This is a genomic window from Martinezella calliandrae, from assembly GCF_030272695.1.
Taxonomy (GTDB): domain Bacteria; phylum Pseudomonadota; class Alphaproteobacteria; order Rhizobiales; family Rhizobiaceae; genus Rhizobium; species Rhizobium calliandrae.
Genome location: NZ_JARFYN010000002.1, coordinates 51,874 through 69,152 on the forward strand (window position 1 = coordinate 51,874; position 17,279 = coordinate 69,152).

At 59.3% G+C, this 17,279-nt stretch carries 13 protein-coding genes; 4 read left to right on the forward strand and 9 right to left on the reverse strand.

The window, feature by feature from the left end; genetic code table 11:
• Positions 1–161: 161 nt before the first annotated feature.
• A complete protein-coding gene (locus PY650_RS01775; protein ID WP_285877360.1) occupies positions 162–1,400 on the reverse strand; it encodes an MFS transporter in 1,239 nt (412 codons plus the stop codon).
• A gap of 330 nt (positions 1,401–1,730) precedes the next feature.
• Between PY650_RS01775 and PY650_RS01780 the strand changes: the two genes are divergently transcribed.
• Positions 1,731–2,606, forward strand: coding sequence for a hypothetical protein (locus PY650_RS01780; protein ID WP_285877361.1), 876 nt, complete (start codon positions 1,731–1,733; stop codon positions 2,604–2,606).
• Between the two features lie 401 nt (positions 2,607–3,007).
• Here the strand turns inward: PY650_RS01780 and PY650_RS01785 are convergent, their stop codons facing one another.
• The 6 genes from PY650_RS01785 to PY650_RS01810 form a co-directional block, all read right to left on the reverse strand.
• Positions 3,008–3,199 carry a hypothetical protein gene (locus tag PY650_RS01785; RefSeq protein ID WP_120703618.1) on the reverse strand — a complete coding sequence of 64 codons (192 nt, stop codon included), beginning with the start codon at positions 3,197–3,199 and terminating at the stop codon, positions 3,008–3,010.
• A 141-nt stretch (positions 3,200–3,340) separates the two neighbouring features.
• Positions 3,341–4,228, reverse strand: coding sequence for a uracil-DNA glycosylase family protein (locus PY650_RS01790; RefSeq protein WP_285877362.1), 888 nt, complete (start codon positions 4,226–4,228; stop codon positions 3,341–3,343).
• 55 nt (positions 4,229–4,283) lie between these two features.
• Positions 4,284–5,573: an Hsp70 family protein gene (locus PY650_RS01795; protein ID WP_285877363.1), complete on the reverse strand. Its 1,290-nt coding sequence runs from the start codon at positions 5,571–5,573 to the stop codon at positions 4,284–4,286.
• 242 nt (positions 5,574–5,815) lie between these two features.
• Positions 5,816–8,935: an efflux RND transporter permease subunit gene (locus PY650_RS01800; RefSeq protein ID WP_285877364.1), complete on the reverse strand. Its 3,120-nt coding sequence runs from the start codon at positions 8,933–8,935 to the stop codon at positions 5,816–5,818.
• Complete coding sequence (locus PY650_RS01805) at positions 8,932–10,164, reverse strand: efflux RND transporter periplasmic adaptor subunit (protein ID WP_285877365.1); 1,233 nt, start codon at positions 10,162–10,164, stop codon at positions 8,932–8,934. The genes PY650_RS01800 and PY650_RS01805 overlap by 4 nt, the downstream gene beginning before the upstream one ends.
• A gap of 428 nt (positions 10,165–10,592) precedes the next feature.
• The gene (locus PY650_RS01810) at positions 10,593–11,381 is read right to left on the reverse strand and encodes an SDR family oxidoreductase (protein WP_285877366.1); all 789 of its coding nucleotides are present in this window, start codon (positions 11,379–11,381) and stop codon (positions 10,593–10,595) included.
• Positions 11,382–11,672: 291 nt separating this feature from the next.
• Between PY650_RS01810 and PY650_RS01815 the strand changes: the two genes are divergently transcribed.
• Both PY650_RS01815 and PY650_RS01820 read left to right on the forward strand, forming a co-directional pair.
• Positions 11,673–13,337 (forward strand): electron transfer flavoprotein-ubiquinone oxidoreductase, encoded by a 1,665-nt coding sequence (locus PY650_RS01815; protein WP_285877367.1) that lies wholly within the window; start codon positions 11,673–11,675, stop codon positions 13,335–13,337.
• A complete protein-coding gene (locus PY650_RS01820; RefSeq protein WP_285877368.1) occupies positions 13,337–13,870 on the forward strand; it encodes a GNAT family N-acetyltransferase in 534 nt (177 codons plus the stop codon). Before PY650_RS01815 ends, PY650_RS01820 begins: the two co-directional genes overlap by 1 nt.
• A gap of 114 nt (positions 13,871–13,984) precedes the next feature.
• On the opposite strand, the gene PY650_RS01825 is transcribed toward PY650_RS01820, so the two are convergent.
• Positions 13,985–14,887 carry a DMT family transporter gene (locus tag PY650_RS01825; protein ID WP_285877369.1) on the reverse strand — a complete coding sequence of 301 codons (903 nt, stop codon included), beginning with the start codon at positions 14,885–14,887 and terminating at the stop codon, positions 13,985–13,987.
• 145 nt (positions 14,888–15,032) lie between these two features.
• Between PY650_RS01825 and PY650_RS01830 the strand changes: the two genes are divergently transcribed.
• A complete protein-coding gene (locus PY650_RS01830) occupies positions 15,033–15,506 on the forward strand; it encodes an Lrp/AsnC family transcriptional regulator (protein ID WP_285877370.1) in 474 nt (157 codons plus the stop codon).
• A 50-nt stretch (positions 15,507–15,556) separates the two neighbouring features.
• Here the strand turns inward: PY650_RS01830 and mgtE are convergent, their stop codons facing one another.
• On the reverse strand, positions 15,557–16,930 hold the full coding sequence (gene mgtE, locus PY650_RS01835) for a magnesium transporter (RefSeq protein ID WP_285877371.1): 1,374 nt from the start codon (positions 16,928–16,930) through the stop codon (positions 15,557–15,559).
• Positions 16,931–17,279: the final 349 nt, after the last annotated feature.

Below are 17,279 nucleotides of genomic sequence, written 5' to 3' on the forward strand. Positions count from 1 at the left end.
TTTGGTCGAGAAGGCCACGTTTCATTTCAGGTTGAACGCCGCCTCGATCGCTTCGTCGCAATCTATTTGCTATGCGGCGACAGCATACCATCGGAGGCCATCATAATCTTCATCACCGAGCGTCTTGGCGTAAGCGACGATGGCGCAGTTATCTGCGGCGATCAGTCGGCGGTAGACTGCCTCGCACGGACGGTGGTTTCGCTGCCGCGAACAGGCAGTGGTATGGACTGGAAGTCCGTTTTTGCAACGCGCCCCTCATTTGGCTTGCGCATGGCGATGCGCCAACCGGCGTAGCCGGCATAGAATGCGAAGGCAAGAGCTAGGAACCAGAGGAGGCCGGATGGGCCGGCGATTTCCATCATCGCTCCTCCGACCAGGGGGCCGGAGACGGTGCCCAGTCCGTAGAGCAGCATGATGCCGCTGGATATGGTCACATATTCGTCCGGAGCCGCACGATCGTTGGCATGGGCGACATTGAGCGCATAGATTGGATAGAGCACGGTGCCGATGAAGAAGCCGGCGATATAGAGCATCCACTGCGCATGCGCGTTGAACAATGTCATGATGACGCAGGCGAGAACGCCGACAAAGCCGCAGACGATCATCACCCAGCGGCGGTCCATCAGGTCCGATATGCGCCCGATCGGCATTTGCGATACTGCACCGCCGGCGAGTACGCAGGCGAGCAACGTCGCGCCCTCCGCAGTGTTCATTCCGATATTCTGGGTATAGACGCCGCCAAGGCTGCTCCAGGTGCCGGAGAGGGCTCCCGACAGCAAGGAGCCGATAAAGGCGATCGGCGATAGCCGATAAAGCTTCGGAAGGTCGAACTTGGCCTGATGGATCGGCGTCGGCGACTTGGCGGTCGAGAGCGCTGTCGGCAGCATCGCGAGCGCAAAGATGACTCCGCACAGAATGAAAAGCGAAGTGTTGCTCGGATCGCCGAGCGGTACAAGATATTGCCCGCCGATCGAGCCGACCAGACAGGTGATCATATAGACCGAGAAGATGGTCGCTCGATTATCGTTGGTGACCCGCTCGTTCAACCAGCTTTCGATGATGAGATAGGCGCCGGCGATGCCGAAGCCGCTGATGCAGCGGAAAACCAGCCAGGCGCGCCAATCGACCATCAATGCGCAAAGCAGAATGCCGATGCTCAGTAGCGAGATCAAAGCACCGAATACGCGCACATGTCCCACCCGCTGCACGAAGCGCGGCGTGATGATGCAGGATATCGTGAAGCCGAGGGTGTAACCGGTTGCGATCACCGAAATCGTGAAGGTCGACCAACCTTCCGCCACCGAGCGGATCGGCACAACGAAGTTCATCAAGCCATAGCCGACCATCATCAACAGCGTTGACAACATCAGACTGGCGATCGAGACGAGGCTGGCCAGCATTGGAGCGGGATCCGATCGAGGGTTGAAGGGGCTGTGGCTCGCGAAAGCGCATCTTGCTCTAACCCAGCAATGATGCGCGATCAATCGCGACGGCATGTGACGCGGATGATCGTTCGATCGCGTGCCGGGCGGTCATGGGAAAACATGATGGCGAAAGAATGGTTCTAAAATTAAATTGTTTGTTTAACTTCTTGCGATAGCAGTGTTTTTACACAATTATAGCATGCTATGTGATGTTGAGGTCGTAGTCTGTGACGGCAGATTTATCTAAAAAAATTCGAATAATTCTTTCCGTTTTCTATTTTAGAAGGGCGTCATAAGGAGGCCCGCTTGAGCTTTTCCGTCGAGCAACTTACCCGCCATCCCGACTTTGTGTCCTGTCTGCGTTTTTTGGCGGAAGCGCTGCGGGCCCGTTACGACAGCGGACCGCGGATTGCACGGCTACTGGCCTCGCATCAGCGCTGGCTTCTGACCCAGACGGCCTATGCACTTCATCTGGAATACGATCCAGCCGTACCCGGCTCCGGCCTGACCGTCGTCAAGCTTCGCGATGTCATTACAAACTACCGCGTCGCCAGCCGCAACACCGTGCTGAGCTTTGTCGATGAACTGCTGACATATCGCTTCATTGTTCCCGCCACCGGCGCTGCCCGACGCCCCCGGCGCTACGAGCCGTCCGAGGTCAGTCACGCTGCGATGATCAGTTGGTATCTCGCCAATCTCGCAGCACTCGACTTGCTGGACAGTGGTGGCCGTGCCGTAGCACTTGCCGCTCATCCGGAACTGGTCGATCTGGCGCAGCCGCGCATGGCGCGTCGATGTCTGGAGGAGGCGGCCTGGCGCGAGCCGCCGGAGCGTGTAGGCCTATTTCTGTGGACGGAAGCGGGTGGACTGGTGATGGATCATCTCATGTCCCGGTTGGATTTGAGCACCGAAGTGGACGGGCGCGTCAATCTCGGCCGCATCGATACGCGCGCGATCGCTGCACAATTCATGATGTCGCGCACCCATTTGCAGCGCCTTTTGCGCAAGGCTGCCGATCACGGCAGTCTTGGGTGGTATGACGAACCGAAGAAGACGCGTTTGTGGCTATCGCGAGACTTCCTCGATGAATATTGTCGCTGGCAGGCCGTGAAACTTTGTGCCGTGGATGAAGCTTTTGCCTGGGCGCAATCGGTTACAGCGAGCGCCCATCCGGTACTATGAACCGCATAAAAGACGCCGGGTCAGGCCCGGCGCTACGCTTCATGAAAATCTCTTATGAAAATCCGAAGCAAAAAGGGCAGGATAATGATCTCACCCTTTCCAAATTTATAAGGGGATGCCGACGGTTGCCGCATGCGCAGGACGCTGGTCGCTTTTGTCAGCCTTACGCAGGCCCCGCAAGCGCTCGAATTCCTCCGCTGCGCGCACCGCTGAGCCAATGTGCCCTACGGAGTCGAGAAGAGTGAAAATTGAACGCGGGTCGGTAGACACGATATGATACCTGAAAACAAAATCGTGCGCGATGCTGTGGCGAATTTCGCGACGAATCCATAGATAATTCGGAAAAGCTGAGTTGTACAAATTGCAAAGCCAAGCTTTGATTTATCTCAGCTTTCCGTCGTTCAGCACTCGCGAAAATCGGCGAATATGGCGGTCGGACGACCGACGCGGGCAGAAATGCCGGTGCCGCGAGCAGTCATCTGCTCGTTGGCGGCAATGCCGAGGTTGCGGTGGCCGTTGGTGGCGCGCACAGGTTCGAGAGCGCGGCGCAGGGTATCAAACCCGCAATGGATAGGACGGAAGCGTGCAGTCATGGCCTTGGTTCCTTTCAATTTCCTCCCAAGACACGCTGCATATATTGCAGTGCAGCATTGATTCTGCAATGCGCACGGTTGGAATACTGCTATGCAAGATTTGCATAGCAATTTTCATCTTCCTTTAATCTTGATGAAAAATTAGCCCGAGACCTCGGCATCGATGCGACTCTTGAACATCAAAAGATCGTTCCAGGCCAATCGCTTATTGATCGGAGCAGTCAGCAATTCCTGCGGATGGAGGCTGGCAATCGCCGGTATCGCGCGGCCGGATATCGTTACGTCTCGCCATTGTCCGCGCAGACCGTGGATCGTCTCGCTGCTCTCAAAGAAGTGGCGCGCTGTGAAATTACCAAGCAACAGCAACGCTTTCGGCTCTGCGAGCGCGATCTGCCGTTCGATGAAGGGACGACATATCTCGATTTCCGGGGCGGAGGGTGCGCGGTTGCCCGGCGGCCGCCATGGAATGACGTTGGTGAGCAGAATGCCGTCACGGCGCAATCCAATGGCGGCCAGCATCTTGTCGAGCAACTGGCCGGTTCGGCCGGCAAAGGGCGTGCCTTCGCGGTCGTCATCGGCACTCGGCATAGGGCCGATCACCACGACCCGGCCTTCGGCGGTGCCGCTGGCGAAGATTGTCGAGCGCGCGCTGTTTTTCAGATTGCAGCCGTTGAAGGCCTCCAGCGCGGTCTTGAGTTCGCTCAACGACCGGGCGCTTTCGGCGGCGAACCGAGCCTGTTCGACAGCTTGCTCGTCAGGGATGGCCGGTGCGTTTCGCGGCGGCATCATCGGGACGGCCGGCTGCGCGGCCTGGTGACGTTCCAGCTGCATTGTCGGCCGTGTCGCGGGCTGTGGTGCTTCGACACGCGGCTGGACCGCCCGGGCGCCACGGCGGCTGGCCGCCATCGCCTCGAATTCGGCAAACCGGTCGACCGCCTCCTCTTCGAGTAGCCACTCGACGCCCGCCTCCGCATGAAAATGCAGAAGGGCGGCAAGTTCGGCCGGAGTGAGGTCGTTGGCGGAGATCATCGGCGAACTCTAGCCAAAACAGCGAGAGAACGAAAGGGCTGGGTGCTCGGGCCCGTTACGCCGTCCACTGGCTGACATCGTCGCGCTCACCGATCAAGGCGAGACCATGAGCGATCGACAGCAGCTCGCCGCCGGTTTCAATCCGCTCCTGGCCGAAGCGTTCGGTGAAGATGCGACGCACGGCGGGCACGAATGATGTGCCGCCGGTGAGGAACACCTTGTCGATAGACTCGGGCGATGTATTGGTTGTCGCCAGCACGTCATCCAGCGCACCTTCGATGCGCGCCAGGTCGTCGACGATCCAGCTCTCGAATTCGGTGCGGCGCACGGTCTTGCGGCCGGCCTTGCCGAGTGGCGGGAAGTTGAATTCGGCTTCCTCGTTGGCTGAAAGCGCCATCTTTGTCGCCGATACGGCCTGATAGAGCGGATAGCCTTCGTCATTTTCGACAAGATCGATAAATGTCTCCAGTTTTTCCGGCTCGAGACTGCTGCGTACCAGCGCTTTTAAGTCGGCATATTCGCGCGAGGTCTTGAAGATCGACAGTTGGTTCCAGCGGCCGAAATTGGCGTAGTAGGAGGTGGGTACTTCAAGCAGCTTGTCGAAGCTTTTGAAGAGGCTGCCTTTGCCGATCGCCGGCGAGACGATGTTGTCGATCATGCGAAAGTCGAAATGATCGCCGGCGATGCCGACGCCGGAATGGCCGATCGGCGTCGCCGAGAGTTTTCCACCATGGGTTTCGAAGCGAATGAGCGAATAGTCGGTCGTACCCCCGCCGAAATCGGCAACCAATACGGTCGCATCCGCCTTTAGATGTTGGGCGAAATAGAACGCAGCCGCGACCGGTTCGTAGACGTAATGGATTTCCGGAAATCCGAAGCGCGACAGCGCCGCGTTATAGCGCTCTGTCGCGAGAGATGCATTCGGATTGGCGCCGGCAAAGTGCACCGGCCGGCCTGTGACGATGCGGCCAACATCCGCCGGCCAGACTTCGCCGGCATAAGCGCGCAGCCGGCGCACGAATATCTCCATCAGATCTTCGAAGGTGTGGCGCTTGGCAAAGATCAGCGTGCCCTGGAAAAGCGCGCTCGCTGCAAAAGTCTTGATCGATTGCAGAAAGCGGCAATCGCCGGGATTGTCGATGAACTGCCGGATAGCGGCGTGCCCCGCCTCGACCTTCAATGCCGCAGCGCCCAGTCCAGGATCCTTCATGAAGGACAGTGCTGTGCGCATGCTGTCCGCGGTGCCGGCGGCACTGGTGAAGGCGACCGATTGTGTCGCCGGACCATCGGCCAGAGCCAAAACCGTGTTCGTTGTGCCGAAGTCAAAACCAAGTGCCCGAGCCATGCCCGCACCCCTTTCTGCTGAATTTTGTTGGAATGGGGCGAGGCCCCTTATGGAACGCGAGACGCGCCCTTTTCGTAAAGAGGGCGCGTCATGGCATGACTGCACTGCAAGTGCAAGATGTGAGAGTGCATTTTGTTTCGGCATGCTCTTGTCCGAAAATCCGCTTCCAAGTTTTCGAAGCGGCGTTCGCGGGTTCTGGATCGTGCCAAAGCAAAACGGGCGCCTTGCGGCGCCCGCCGGGTTTATTCGGCCGCAATTGCGGTCGGCGTTTCTTCTTCGTGCTCGTGCTTGTCCTTGCGCTTGCCGAAGCGAGCCAGGAAATCGTTGAGAGAATTCATCTGAAGGAAGATGACCGGCGTGATGAACAGCGTCAGGATCTGTGAGACGACCAGACCGCCGACCACGGCAATGCCAAGCGGCTGGCGCAGCTCGGAGCTTGCACCACCGCCGAGCGCGATCGGCAGCGCGCCGAGCAGGGCGCAGAAGGTCGTCATCATGATCGGGCGGAAACGGCGAACGCAAGCTTCATGGATCGCCTCCGCCGGCGAAATGCCGGGGGTGGATCGAAGCGTTTCCAACGCCACGTCGATCATCATGATCGCGTTTTTCTTGACGATACCGATCAGCATCAGCAAGCCGATGAGCGCGATGATCGACAAGTCGAAGCCGAAGACCTTAAGGGCGAGCAGGGCGCCGAGGGCGGCAGCCGGCAAGCCGGAGAGAATGGTCAGCGGATGGATGAAGCTCTCATACAGAACGCCGAGGACCACGTAGATCGTCAAGACAGCGGCGAGGATCAGGTAAGGCGTACTGCCCTGCGACTCCTGGAAGATCTGGGCAGTACCTCCGTAGGACGTGAAGACGTCCGCCGGCATGTTGATGTCCTTCTTGATCTGGTCGATCTGAGCGGTGGCGTCGCCGAGCGCTTCGCCGGCCGGCAGGTTAAAGGATACGGTGGTCGACACGAGCTGACCCGTCTGGTTGATCGTCACCGGCCCGGTATTGCGCACGATATGCGCGAAGGCCGACAATGGAACCTGCTGGCCCTTCGACGACGTCACATGGATGCGCGACAGTTTCTGGTCGTCCCAGGGCTGGTTCGCATCATATTCGATGATTACGTCATAGCTGTCGCCGGTCGACTGGATCTGGGCGGCGGCGTAGTCGCTGAAGGCCTCTTCAAGTGTCGTGCGCAGCAGCTTGTTGTTGATGCCGTAGGCGGCCGCCTTCTCCGTGTCGACGACGATATTCGCCTGCAACGCATTGTATTGCGCGTCGGTGGTCACGTCGGTGAAGCGTGGATCCTTGCGCATCTCCTGCAGCATCTTGTTGGCCCACTGGTTCGTCAGATCAGCGTTCAGGGCCTGGATGATGAGCTGATACTGGCTGGCGGTCTGGCGTCCGCCGAAGCGAAGGCTTTGCTGCGGATTGATGAAGACCTGAATGCCTGGGATCTTGGCGACGGCGGCGCGCATTTCACGCAGCGTCTGGTCGAGTGGTTCGCGATCATTCTTGTCCTTGAGCTGGGCATAGATCGTACCGTTGTTAAGCGTCTGGCGGGCGCTGGCGCCGACGACCGACATCACATGCTCTACGGCCGGGTTTGCCCCGATCGCGGCAGCTGCCTGGTTCTGCAGGTCACGCATGGCCGGATAGGAAATATCCTGGCGCGCGCGTGTGGATATCTGCAGTCGGCCGATGTCTTCCTGCGGGAAAAAGCTGGCCGGCAGCGTCAGGAAGAGGTATGCCGAGAGCGCCACCGAGGCGAGGAAGCTTCCAAGCACCATAAAGCGGTGACGAAGACACCATTCGACGCACTTGCCGTAATTGGCTTCCGTCCAGTTAAAACCCTTGTTGAACAGGCGAACCGGCAGGGGAGGATGGCTGTGGGCACTGGAAAGGCGTGAGCCGAGCATAGGCGTGACAGTCAGCGAGACCACGGCCGATGAGATGATGGCGATCGCCACGACCATTCCGAATTCGTTGAAGATGCGGCCAACGACGCCGCCCATGAGCAGGATCGGGATGAATACGGCAATCAGCGAGATCGACATGGAGATGATCGTATAGCTGACTTCGGCTGCGCCCTTGAGGGCTGCCTGCCGCGCAGGCATCCCTTCTTCCATATGCCGCAGAATGTTTTCCAGCATGACGATTGCGTCGTCCACCACAAGACCAACCGCGATCGTCAATCCGAGCAGTGAGATGTTGTCGACGCTATAGCCGAGCACATATATCATGCCGAAGGTTGATATCAGCGAAAGAGGCACCGCAAGACCGGGGATGATCGTTGCGGTCACGTGGCCCGTGAACATGTAGATGACGAGAACGACGAGGCCGATGGTGAGCATCAAAGTGAATTTGACGTCGGAAATAGCTTCGCGGATCGGCTGGGCCGAGTCGTTCATGACAGTCATTTTGACGGAAGCCGGCATTTCGGCATGCAGCTTCGGCAGTGTCTTGTTGACGGCATCGACGACGTCGACGGTATTGGAGTCGGGCTGGCGCTGAATAGCCAGTATGATCGCCTGCTGGCCATCGTACCAGCTACCGATATTTTGGTTTTCGACGCTGTCCTGGACGTCCGCGACATCGCCGAGGTGAATTGGATTGCCGTTGGGATTGGCGATCACAAGAGTGCGAAACTGGTCGGCGTTGACGCGCTGCGTATCCGCATTGATCGTCATGCTCTGCGCGGCGTCTTGTAGCGTGCCGACAGGGACCTGGTTGTTGGCGTTGACAACCGCTGTATTGACCGTGTCGATGCCGATGCCGCGATCGAGAAGCTTGTTGGGGTCGACGTCGATACGCACCGCGTAGGTCTGCGCGCCGTTTACGGTCACCTCGGCGACGCCCGGCAGGGTCGAGATCGACGGAGCGATGATGTTCTCGGCGATATCGTCGAGCTTGCTGCGCTGCAGAGTGTCGCTCTGAACGGCGATCAGCATCACCGGCGCATCGGCCGGGTTGGTCTTTCTGTAGCTCGGTGGGGTGGTTAGGTTGTTGGGCAGTTTCCTCTGCGCGGTCGAGATCGCCGCCTGCACGTCACCGGCGGCGGCGTCGATGCTGCGGTCGAGGTTGAACTGCAGCACGATGCTGGTATTGCCAAGCGAGTTTGTCGAGGAAATTTCGCTGATGCCAGGTATCGTCTCGAACTGCTTGATTAGCGGCGTGGCGACCGAGGTGGCCATGGTCTGCGGGGAGGCACCCGTCAGCTGGGCCGAGACGTTGATCGTCGGGAAGTCCACCTGCGGCACCGCCGCGACGGGGATGAGCCGGTAGCCGGCGAGGCCGGCTAGAACCACGCCGATGGCGAGAAGCGTGGTGGCGACCGGTCGCTGGATACAGAAGCTTGGGATCATTGTTGAGCTCCAACTGGGATGGTTTCGGTCTTGCCATCGTCGGTCGAGGCGACCTTCTCGTTTGGATTGTTGCTGAACTGTTCCTTGACCTCGGTGCCGCTGATAAGCTGCGACTGGCCCTCGACAACGACATGGTCGCCGACCGAGAGGCCCGTGGCGACGGCCGTGCGGCTACCGTTGGCGCGCGCAATGGTCACCGGCGTGATCCTGACCTTGTCATCCTTCACCACGAAGGCGATGTAGCCGTCCGGCCCCGGGCTGACGGCGACCGTCGGCACGACGATGAGCTGCTTGTTGTCGGCAAAGTGGACCATCACATTTGTGGAGCGTCCCGGCCACAAGGCGCCGTTGGCGTTTTCGAAGGTTGCCTTCACGGCGATCGTTCCGGAAGCCTGATCAACCGTGTTGTCATAGAAGGTGATCGTTCCGGTGCGAGGCTTGCCCTGTGCGGAACGAGGAACGGTGGTGACCTGGACAGGACCGGCGGCCAATTGCTCCTGCAGTTCGCGCAGGTTGTTTTCCTGCATGGTGAACTTGATGTAGGCCGGATCATATTTGCTGATCGTCACGATTGGCGTGCCGGCGCTGACATAGGCCCCCAGGCTCAATTGAACGTCACCGAGGCGGCCGTCATAGGGCGCACGTATATCAGTGTTTCCGAGTAGGACCTGATCCGAGGCAAGCTGCGCTTGGTCCGCGCTGACAGTGGCAACAGCGGCATCGCGAGTCGCACGCGCTTCGTCAGCCGTCGCCTGAGTACCGGCACTGCTTGTGAGCAGGCTATTGGCACGGGTCAGCGCGGTCTCGGCCTGGGCAAGGTTTGCCTGGTCTCTCGTGAGGTTCGCCTGGTCTTTGCTGACGGCAGCCTGCGCTGTACGCGGATCGAGCATGGCGATGAGGTCGCCGGCTTTGACCGTGGCGCCGTCGTTGACGGCGATCTGCGTGATCAGCCCGGCTTCCTGCGCGGCGATCGTCGTTGAATTGATCGGCACGACCCAGCCGGTTGCCGGGACGTCCATCGGAAGAGCGCTTTTGACAGCGGCGACCGTCTTTACGGCGACAGGGCCGGCCTGACGCCTGGCGGCGCCTCCAGCGGTCTTGCTGCTATCCTCGGTCTTGGCCGATGCCTTATCAACGAAGGCGGACATGAAGGGGATACGGTCGCGGCAGCTCCAAACCGCTAATGCGCCGACAATGACAACGCCGAGGGAAAGCCAAAATTTCTTCATATTTAAGAACCGGTCGAGGCAAGTTGCAGGAAGGGCCATGACATTTGATGTGGATTTATTGCGATGCAACAAAGACGGATTCCGCCGCAATTCATCACATCGCCGTTACCGCTAACGTTCGGTATTCTGTCCCTAAAACGCGAATATGAACGCCAATTCGCGGCAACTTACCACAGTTCGACAGGGTGAAAAATTAACAGTTGGAAAGCTTTGGCGGTGTATTTCCGGTTGCACTGCAACAAATGGTCGAATTGGCCAATTTTTGATCGGAGTTATGCAATAAAAGTGATGCGAAGCCGGTCTTATGCCCTCGTCTATCCCGAATCGACGGCTTTCGGGCCCTGTGCTGGCCTCTTTGCCTCTCACGCAATTGTGTTCGGGCAGGCCGTTTTGCGCAACGGCACACTGCTCATTCGCTGATCTTATCTTCAAACTGAACGTGCCGCGCCGCCGTCACAGCGGATCATCGAGCCGGTGACATAGCTCGCAGGTTCGCTGCAGAGAAAGGCGGCTGTTGCCGCGAATTCCTCTATCCGGCCATAGCGGCCGGCGGGAATGCGCTGTTGTCGGTCGGCCTGTATTGCGTCCAGGCTCTTGCCGCTGCGTTTGGCGGCCGCGTTGTCGATGTCGGCCAGTCGGTCGGTAGCAATGCTGCCCGGCAGCAGCATATTCACGGTGATGCCATGGGCCGCCACCTCAGTCGCCAGCGTTTTGCTCCAGCCGGCAAGCGCGGGGCGCAGTGTGTTGGAAAGCGCCAAATTGGGGATCGGTTCGATGATGCCGGAGGACGCGACAGTCAGGATGCGTCCCCAGCCCTGTGCCTTCAGGCCGGGCAGCAGCGCATTGGTCAGCGTTATGATTCGCGCCACCATCGACAGGAAATAGGTTTCCAGCCGGTCGGCGGTCATGTCCTCCGATGTTCCTGGTACCGGCCCGCCGGTATTGTTGACCAGAATGTCAAGGCCGCCGAGTTTGTCGGCAACCGCCTTGCCGACGACCTCGACGAAGTTCTCGTCATTGAGATCTGCCCAGATCCAATCGGCGCGGCCTTTTCCTTCGGCGTTGATGGCCTTGCAATTGCTCTCGAGCCTCTCGCCGCTGCGGCCACAAAGCAGGACATTCGCTCCCTCGCGCGCCAGCGCCGCGGCTATGCCATGGCCAAGCCCCTTGGAGGAAGCCAAAACCAGCGCCCGCTTTCCCTTGATGCCGAGATCCATGCTGTTCACCCTTCACGTTGCCGATTATTTCGAGGAGGATTTATAGAACGCTGCGAACCATTTTTGAAAGTTGAATGCTGACAAACGACGAGCGAAATAGCTGGAAATATTGACGTTGACGTAAGAGGAATATAACTTCCATGCACCACTGTGCGAATTGGGGATCAACTGTCGTTTCCCGGCTCGACAATCTCTTCTCGTTTTGACAAGGAGATAGCCGAATGGGGAAGACGCCCAGGGGGACAAGGCCGCGTCCAATTCAATCGGAGCCCGGCCGATCGGAGAGAGTGAATGACTGACGCGAGCGAGCTGCCTGAACGCGAGAGCATGGAATTCGACGTGGTGATTGTCGGGGCCGGGCCGGCGGGCCTGTCGGCGGCGATCCGCCTGAAGCAGGTCAATCCCGATCTCACCGTCGTCGTGCTCGAAAAGGGAGCGGAGGTCGGTGCACATATTCTATCCGGCGCGGTCGTTGACCCGATCGGTATCGATCGCCTGTTGCCGGGTTGGCGCGAAGAGGAGGGACATCCCTTCAAGACCGAGGTGACGGACGATCACTTCCTGTTCCTGGGTCCTGCCGGCTCGGTCCGCCTGCCAAATTTCATGATGCCGCCGCTGATGAGCAATCATGGCAACTATATCGTCTCACTCGGGCTCGTCTGTCGCTGGCTCGCCGAAAAGGCCGAGGCGCTCGGCGTCGAAATCTATCCCGGCTTTGCCGCAACCGAAGTACTTTACAATGATGAAGGCGCCGTCATTGGTGTCGCCACCGGCGACATGGGCATCGAGAAGAACGGCGAGCCCGGTCCGAACTATACGCGCGGCATGGCGTTGCTCGGCAAATATACCCTGATCGGCGAAGGCGTGCGCGGCTCGCTCGCCAAGCAATTGATTACCAGGTTCGATCTGCAGAGGGGCCGAGAGCCGCAGAAGTTCGGCATCGGCATCAAGGAACTGTGGCAGGTGAAGCCCGAGCACCACAAGCAGGGTCTGGTGCAGCATTCCTTCGGCTGGCCGCTTGACATGAAGACCGGCGGCGGCTCGTTCCTCTATCACTTGGAAGACAATCTCGTCGCCGTCGGCTTCGTCATCCATCTGAACTACAAGAATCCCTATCTCTATCCCTTCGAGGAGTTCCAGCGCTTCAAGACGCATCCGGCGATCCGCTCTACCTTCGAGGGGGCCAAGCGGCTCTCCTATGGTGCGCGCGCCATCACCGAGGGCGGCTGGCAGTCGGTGCCGAAGCTTTCTTTCCCCGGCGGGGCGCTGATCGGCTGTTCGGCCGGCTTCGTCAACGTGCCGCGCATCAAAGGCAGCCATAATGCGGTGCTCTCGGGCATGCTGGCGGCCGACAAGATCGCTGTGGCGATCGCCGCCGGTCGCGCTAATGACGAAGTGGTCGAGATCGAAAATGAATGGCGCGCAAGTGATATCGGCAAGGATCTGAAGAAGGTGCGCAACGTCAAGCCGCTCTGGTCGAAGTTCGGCACCGGTCTCGGCATTGCGCTCGGCGGCTTCGACATGTGGATGAACCAGCTCTTGGGATTCTCGCTGTTCGGCACGCTGAAGCACGGCAAGACGGATGCCCAGTCACTGGAGCCGGCGGCCCAGCACAAGCCGATCGACTATCCGAAGCCGGATGGCGTATTGACCTTCGACCGCCTGTCCTCGGTGTTCCTGTCGAACACCAATCATGAGGAGGACCAGCCGGTGCATCTGCAGGTCAAGGACATGGCGCTCCAGAAGTCGTCCGAGCACGACATCTATGCCGGCCCGTCGACGCGCTACTGTCCGGCCGGTGTCTATGAATGGGTGGAAAAGGACGGCACAGATATCTTCGTCATCAACGCCCAGAACTGCGTCCACTGCAAGACCTGCGATATCAAGGACCCGAACCAGAACATCAACTGGGTGCCGCCGCAGGGTGGCGAGGGGCCGGTCTATCCGAATATGTGATGAGCAAGGAGAAGATGGAGCGAGACGCTTATATTATTCGCCCTGCCCGTTTCGCTGACCTGGATTTTATGGCTGGCATCGAGCTCGATGCTTTCGTAACTCTCCGTAAGGCACTCGGCGTCGAGGATGACGGCCGGACCGTGCCGCGCGACAAGCTGCAGCGTTCGCTCGACGCCGGGCTGTTGTTCGCAGCCGTGGACGATTTGGATCAGCCCTTCGCTTTCCTTGCCGCTGCCGAGCTTGATGGGGCGATCTATGTCGTAGAGATCGACGTCATGCAGCGCTGGCAGCGCAAGGGCATCGGGCGGCGCTTGATGCAGACCGTAATCGAAACGGCGCAAATGCGCAGCGCATCGGGTGTCACCTTGACCACGGACCGCTATGTGCCGTTCAACGCACCTTTTTACGCGTCGCTTGGGTTTCAAACGCTGGATGAACGTCAGGTGCCAGCAGGATTGTTTGAGATTCTAAAATTCGAGATCGATCATGGCGCAGATCCCGAAAGGCGGGTCGCAATGGCGCTGTGGTTCTGAACAGGTATTTGCGGGCTGCAATAGGCGGCAAGTCTGTGACTTTTGGCAGCGCGCCGTCTTCAATACGGAAGGCTGCCTGCGGCAGCCTTCGATCCGTCCTTCATTGATCACGGCTCATTTCCGCGACAGGATCCCCGTCGAAAGCGCAACCCCCATGCCCGTGACAATTGCGGCTGCAATTTCAGCTGCGCCGATCGTTTCGCCAAGCAGCAGTCCGCCTCCAAAAGTTGCCAGGACCGGAGTGATCGCGGTGAAGGCGGCGGCTTGAGTGCCGCCTAGGGCCTGAACAGCGAGACCATAGGCGACCGTGGCCGCGAGGCCGGAGAGTAGGCCCTGGCTGACAACCTGCAGGCCGATTTCCGGCAGCGGGATGGAGGCGAGGGAACTGCCGAAGATGATGGCCAAACCGATATGAATGAGGAACGACCAGATGGCAATAATTGCGCTTGACTGGATAGCGTTGAGGCCGGAGCGACGAAAAGCGTGGGTGTAACCCGCCCAGAGCAAAGCGCCGAGCGGCAGCAGCGTGAAACTCACCCCTGAAATCTCCGTGCCGGATAGGCTGCGCACCAAAAGGATGAGTACGCCGGCGACGATACCGCCAAGACCGAGCCAACGGGTGATGTCGGGTCGCTCGCCAAACAGCAACATGCCGATCAGCGCGGTTGCCAACGGCATCGAGCCTCCGAGCAGAATGCCGGCTGACGCGGCGGGCGTGGAATGGATGGCGAAGGTGGTCAACTGGAAGAAGAGCGCGCCTGCGCCACAGATCATCAGCGCCAGCAACTTCAGCGGCACGCCTTTTGGCAGCAGCCCGGTGCGCAGCCAGACGGGGGACAGCACCAGCGCCGGAATGCCGTAACGGATCAGGCCGAGGTCGATCGTGCCCATCTGCGTTTCCGCGGTATGGCGGGTGGCAAGAATCCAGTTGGCCCAGATCAGCACCGTAACGATGGCGCCGGCATAACCGACTGTGACGGGCATTGTCTTGCGGGAGGAGAGGGTCAAAGCAGTCATCGACGTATCCTTTCGAACCGTCCGGATCATCATCCGGTTGAAGAAAAGATAGCGCCAAAGGCCAAAGCATGTCCTTGCTAGTTATGGCTTGAAATTCATGATATGAGCAACAATCTGCCGATATTGGTAAGGATGCTTCGTGAAAATGCCAAAACTTGATAAATTCGATATTGCCATCCTCAACTGCCTGCAGGAGGACGCCCGCGCCACCAATGTCGAGATCGCCGAGCGGGTAAACCTATCGCCTTCGCCCTGCTTGAGGCGCATTCGAAATCTGGAAAAATCGGGTCTGCTGCGCGGCTATCGCGCCGATATCGACCGCAAAGAGGCCGGTCTCGGGTTAACGGTTTTCGTCGAACTCAAGGTCGGTCATCATTCGAAAGAGAATTCCGAGGCGCAGCAGGCGGCATTGCTTGCGATTCCGGAAATCGTTGCCTGCCATCTGATTTCCGGAGCCGCTGATTTTCTGGCGGAAGTCGTCGTCGAGGACCTTGCCGGTTATGAGAGGGTGATGTCGGAAAAGCTGTTAACGCTTCCCGGCATCTCCGACCTGCGCTCGAATTTCGCGATCCGCAGCATCAAGACCAACGGCGTCCTGACGCTGCCGCAGCCGGCCTGAGAACAAAAGGGGCCGTCGCCGGCCCCCGCGATATCAGGATTGCCTCGTCGTCAAAGCAAGGTGCCGCTGAGGATCAATAGTGCGACCGAGAAATAGATCACCAATCCTGTGACATCGACCAGCGTTGCGACGAATGGGGCTGATGCGCTGGCTGGGTCGAGGCGCAGCTTTTGCAGAATGAACGGTAGCATCGAGCCGGCAAGCGAGCCGAAGGTGACGATACCGATCAGGGCGGCGAACACCGTGACGCCGACCAGCTGCCAGTGCGGACCGTAGTCGAAAAGGCCAATGGTCTGCCATAGCACGACGCGGGCAAAGCCGACGAGACCGAGGATCGAGCCGAGCACAATGCCCGTCGGCAATTCGCGGAAAGCGACCCGCCACCAGTCGGAAAGCTTGAGCTCGCCGAGCGCCAGCGCCCGGATGATCAGCGAGGTCGCCTGCGAGCCGGAATTGCCGCCCGAGCTCATGATCAGCGGGATGAATAGCGTCAGCACGACGGCTTTCTCCAGCTCACCTTCGAAATGCTGCATGGCGCTTGCCGTCAGCATCTCGCCGAGGAAGAGAGCGGCGAGCCAGCCGGCACGTTTACGGATCATCCCGCCGAAGCCGATCTTCATATAGGGCTGGCCGAGCGCTTCCATGCCGCCGAACTTCTGAGCGTCCTCGGTAGTATCGGCGATCATTGTGTCGATGACATCATCGACGGTGACGATGCCGAGCATATGGCCCTTGTCGTCAACGACCGGCAGCGCTAGCAGATCGTGGCGGCGGATCAGGCGCGCGACATCCTCTTGCTTCATCAGCGGCGGCGCCATGACCGGCGTGCCCTTTTGCGCCACAGTCAGGATACAGGCGTCGGGCTGGCCGGTGATGAGACGGCGCAGTGTCACGACATGCAGCAGCTCGTGGGTGTCGTCGTCCAGCACATAGATGGCATAGACGGTTTCGCGGGAGCGCTCCACCTGGCGAACGTGGTCGAGCGTCTGCGCCACGGTCCAACTGGCGCACACACTGACATATTCCGTCGTCATGATGCCGCCTGCCGTGCGCGGCGGATAACCCATCAGGCCCTGGATCGCAACGCGGACGGGCTCCTCAAGGGTGGCAAACAGGCGCACGCGAACGTCGTCGTCCAGTTCGAGAAGGATGTCGGCCACGCGGTCGTTGGACATGCCATGTAGCAGCCGTGTGGCGTCTGCATTGGTCATGACCTCGAGAATGGCAGGGGCGTTACGGAGCTCCGGCCGGTCGAGAATGCGAATGGCGCGTTCTTCCGGCATCTTGGCCAGGATGCGTGCGGCTTCGTGAGCCTCGATCGCGTTCAGCGACTCAACGCGTTCTGCAATGGTAAGGGCACGATTATTATTGATAAAAGCACGGGCGGCGTTGCCAGCCCGCATGGGGAAGCTGTTGATATTCATTATAGCTCGCCTTTCCGGTCGATCCGCCGTCGTGGCAGATCGTGGCGAGCCGACAGGAGTCGGTTACAGCACGAGTGCCACTAACGGCAAAGGCAATCGACTACTACTGTCGCTAGGCATCGTAAGATGGCTCCGGTTAATCGGTATGGAAAACACTGTTCCCCACTTGGGGAGAAGTCGCTCCGACGAGCCGAAAAGTCAAGTGGCGCCGATGGTTAATGCCATAATGTCGCAGGTATTTATTGTTGGGCGGCTAAGACTTATGCGTCGCAGCAATCATTGTTGCAAAAATGGCATAAGCGGGTTGGCCGAGCGGCATGCATCCGACCAAACCTGGAAGATGGAATGG